Origin of the sequence: Bacillus sp. AFS018417 (assembly GCF_002560985.1) — a bacterium.
Classification (GTDB): Bacteria; Bacillota; Bacilli; order Bacillales; family Bacillaceae_G; genus Bacillus_A; species Bacillus_A rhizoplanae.
Window position 1 is genome coordinate 1 of sequence record NZ_NTTM01000104.1, and the last position, 3,467, is coordinate 3,467.

Here is a 3,467-nt window from a genome sequence, read left to right on the forward strand (position 1 = left end):
TCATCTCATTTGCTATTTAAGGGGTCTCGCCGCATCGCTATCAAGCTAAGAAAAGCAAATACCCCAAAACGAGAAAATTGACATCTTCAGGTGAAAATGCGCATTTTTTTTGTTTTGGGGACATTATAAAATTCTTAAGTTGATGGGCATGGGGTACCGCCAGCATTTTGGAAAAAAACCACGCTAAGAGCATACAAGATTTTATACAGTTTTTCAGCTAATCCAGTAACAAACGAGAACCCGAAAACCCGCGCCACAATAGAAATGTATAAAAAGATGTATAGAATGATAGAAAAAGAAAAAGGCGGATTCCTTGTGAGAGTAAGGGTTTGCCTTTTTCCTTGCTACCAATAATAGGACGTTATGTTAACTGAACATGAATAGGATATACAAACAAAATAACAAAATTTATATGGGGTCCCGTCAGGAAAATGCGGATTTACAACGCTAAGCCCATTTTCTTGACGAGGTTTCTTTTATAAGATTCGCTTCTGTTGCCAGAAGTAGAGTATAGTAGGAGTAGTTGAAAATATATTCCAGGAGGCTACAGCCATGTCACAGGAGATTTGGATTAACCTGCCGGTCAAAGATGTTGAGAGGTCAACTGCCTTTTTCAATGAGATTGGACTCCATGCGGTGAGCGTTGGTAACGAGAGAGCCAAGCTTGCCATAGGACAAACAACGATTCTACTGTTCCCGGATGCGGCGTTTGAGAAATTTACAGGTTCAAAAACCGCAGATACTTCCCATAGCGCAGAAGTAATATTTTCCATTGGCGCTGAAAGCAGAGAAGAAGTAGATGCATTTATTCAAAAAGTAGAGTTTGCGGGAGGAAGCATCTTTGGCAAGCCGAGTGAAATTGATGGCTGGATGTACGGCGCAGGATTTGCCGACCTGGACGGTCACCGCTGGAACCTGCTGTACATGGATGAGAGCAAAATGCCGAAACGCTAATATGGAAACGCTGGTCACCTACTTAAGGTCACCGGCATTTTTCTACGCCCCGTATAATCACATATCTGTCATTCAATCCAAAATCGTTGCTTAGAAGGAAAATTCCTTAACGTTGTAAATCCGCATTTTCCTGACGCTACCCTATGCCCATCAAGCTAAGGATTTAGGACTACCCCCAAACGATAATTCTGTACAAATTGCTCAATTTTATCGTTTTGGGGTAGTTCATTTGTGTTAAGTTGATGGCGATGTGGTACTACCCCATTTATGAGTGGGGTTTTTTGTTTTTTAAGAAAAATAAAAAACAGACTCTAATATAAGAGCCTGTTTAAAGGATTCTATAATTAAGCTTTGTGCACGTTAGTTGCTTGAGGTCCACGTTGACCCTTTTCAACTTCAAAAGTTACTTCTTGACCTTCTTCTAATGTTTTGTACCCTTCGCCTTGAATCGCTGAGAAATGAACGAAAACGTCTTCTCCACCTTCACGTTCGATACGTAAGTCATCCGGTGCTTTAACGTTGTAAATCCGCATAATCTTGACGCTACCCAACTATAAATAATTTGGCTATTCGTTATTCACTAAAGGTCCCCCAACCATCTACATAACCATCAAACTTTTTGCTTATCTCACTCAATTTTTTCTGAGTTGCAATGATATCTCCATATTTCAACATCATTTCTCTAGAACAAGTACATGTCCATTCATCAAATTCTTCATCATATAATAATTCACAATGAAAGCCCACTGTGTTTAACTGTAAAAGTAATTCTTCTCCATTTTTCTGATTAGGAACCGCAACAAAAAAATCGATTACATGTAATTTACTAAAGTCAACTCCTCTTTTATATAACATCTTTAAGACCTTGCCATCTTCATCTTTAGGAAATTTCAATTGCCCATCTCCTTATATCTCACATTATTTTTTTAAAATTTGGTTAGTACCATTTAGTTGATTAGTATCGTAATTGAAATTATATAAAAAACAAAGGAATCCTTGGTATAGATTCCTTTGTTTCAATACATTATCAGTAAAAAAATTTATTCTTCTTCGTCAATTTCTTCTGCATTATATAATAAACTTTCATTAGCAATATAAATTGGTCCATTCGCAATATCAATACGTAGTACCCAAGCCCAAGGTACAGATAAACGTTGATACACTCCTTGCCAAAATTCACTTGAACGTCTCTCAAACTCTTCCATTTCTCTTAAAATTTCTTTATAAGAGCTTCCATCAAAATGAAAATTAGACTCTTGCAAACGCATTAAGGCATAATTTTTATATTCTAATTCTGCTGCTATTTTTCTTTCTTCTTCTGTTGCTATTCCAATAATTGTTCCATCTGGTGGCAGGATTTCGTAAACATTTTCCACTCGCACATATTCTCCTGGAATTGAATTAAATTTATTTTTTCTTCCGAACATATAAAATCCTCTCAAATAGCTTTATATTTTTACTACCCATTGATTTTTACCTGACTTATTAATTAACACTATTTCATCTTGACTAAGCCACTCTAATTTTCCTAAGTGCTTCACAAACGCAAATTCATTAGGACGGTCACTCTGAAGAAAAACACGTTTAATTTCTTTCTTATCATTATAGTCCTTAATAACCATATATATAGAAAACTCTTCAATATCATGTTGACAAAATACTTCTCCTATATATTTCCTTTTTGGGCTTACTTTTTGTTTCCATATATATTGATTTTGGTAATCTTCTTCAATAACTTTGTTGTACGCTTGCTCAAAAATTGAATAATCCCAGTTAAATTTTTTGACAACTAAACTTACACCTTCTCTAATTTTCTCTAAAATTAGTCTTTTCTTTTCATAATTAGATAAAGAAAAATAATTTTCAATTTCAAAAACCACTTGAACATCTGTGAAACCATCTACATTTAAAATTTGAGGACCTACTATTTTTTCTACACAATTTATCATTAACTTTTTGGTTTCTATTGTTTTATACTTTCCAAGATGATACAAATATAATTCTGCTACACAACGTACTTCATCACGAAATTTGATTCTTTTTTCTTTCCAATTTTCCTCATAATAGAAACGGATAGCTTCATCTTTTTTTAACTTATGTTGTTCCATAATCTCTTTTATATGAGTTCCTTCTTCTATAAAAGGTAAATCTAAATCAATTTCCTTCAAAAGCATTATAAATCATCCTTTCATTATCTCTATCTAGGTTTAGGATTTGTATGCCTACCTAAACTATTTTTTTCTGCAAACCTTTTATTTGTCCAATTCCGTTCCCAATTCAATGCAAGCTGTCTGTTTTTTATATTTTTAACCACTACTCTTGCTGCATATTGTTCTTTCCCAGCACGCCTATTCCAATCATTCACTTGTTGATTGGCTCGAGGTGAAGTTCCATTTTTATTTAATTTCTTTCCACTAATCCCTACTTTCACTACGTCACCTGAATATCGATCATAAATTTCATAACCATGCTGCCTCTTTTTACTCGCTTTGCTATTAGGCCCAATACCAGCG

Annotated in this window: 5 protein-coding genes and 1 pseudogene; 1 reads left to right on the forward strand and 5 read right to left on the reverse strand. The window is 34.8% G+C overall.

What is annotated here, in order from left to right:
• The first annotated feature begins 552 nt into the window (after positions 1 to 552).
• Positions 553 to 954 carry a VOC family protein gene (locus CN326_RS23420; protein ID WP_098311339.1) on the forward strand — a complete coding sequence of 134 codons (402 nt, stop codon included), beginning with the start codon at positions 553 to 555 and terminating at the stop codon, positions 952 to 954.
• 344 nt (positions 955 to 1,298) lie between these two features.
• Here the strand turns inward: CN326_RS23420 and CN326_RS23425 are convergent, their stop codons facing one another.
• From CN326_RS23425 to CN326_RS23445, 5 genes and pseudogenes are all read right to left on the reverse strand, one after another.
• Positions 1,299 to 1,487, reverse strand: coding sequence for a cold-shock protein (locus tag CN326_RS23425; protein ID WP_098311340.1), 189 nt, complete (start codon positions 1,485 to 1,487; stop codon positions 1,299 to 1,301).
• 40 nt (positions 1,488 to 1,527) lie between these two features.
• Positions 1,528 to 1,848 (reverse strand): ribonuclease E inhibitor RraB, encoded by a 321-nt coding sequence (locus tag CN326_RS23430; RefSeq protein ID WP_098311341.1) that lies wholly within the window; start codon positions 1,846 to 1,848, stop codon positions 1,528 to 1,530.
• Between the two features lie 146 nt (positions 1,849 to 1,994).
• Positions 1,995 to 2,381, reverse strand: coding sequence for a hypothetical protein (locus CN326_RS23435; RefSeq protein ID WP_098311342.1), 387 nt, complete (start codon positions 2,379 to 2,381; stop codon positions 1,995 to 1,997).
• A 21-nt stretch (positions 2,382 to 2,402) separates the two neighbouring features.
• Positions 2,403 to 3,128 (reverse strand): hypothetical protein, encoded by a 726-nt coding sequence (locus CN326_RS23440; protein ID WP_098311343.1) that lies wholly within the window; start codon positions 3,126 to 3,128, stop codon positions 2,403 to 2,405.
• A gap of 23 nt (positions 3,129 to 3,151) precedes the next feature.
• Positions 3,152 to 3,467: pseudogene (locus CN326_RS23445) on the reverse strand (RHS repeat-associated core domain-containing protein); the annotation flags it as partial.

Bases quoted from the DNA above. Each gene is read 5' to 3' on its own strand.
- CN326_RS23440 (WP_098311343.1), bottom strand. From the start codon at position 3,128: ATGCTTTTGAAGGAAATTGATTTAGATTTACCTTTTATAGAAGAAGGA.
- CN326_RS23425 (WP_098311340.1), bottom strand. From the start codon at position 1,487: ATGCGGATTTACAACGTTAAAGCACCGGATGACTTACGTATCGAACGT.
- CN326_RS23435 (WP_098311342.1), bottom strand. From the start codon at position 2,381: ATGTTCGGAAGAAAAAATAAATTTAATTCAATTCCAGGAGAATATGTG.
- CN326_RS23420 (WP_098311339.1), top strand. From the start codon at position 553: ATGTCACAGGAGATTTGGATTAACCTGCCGGTCAAAGATGTTGAGAGG.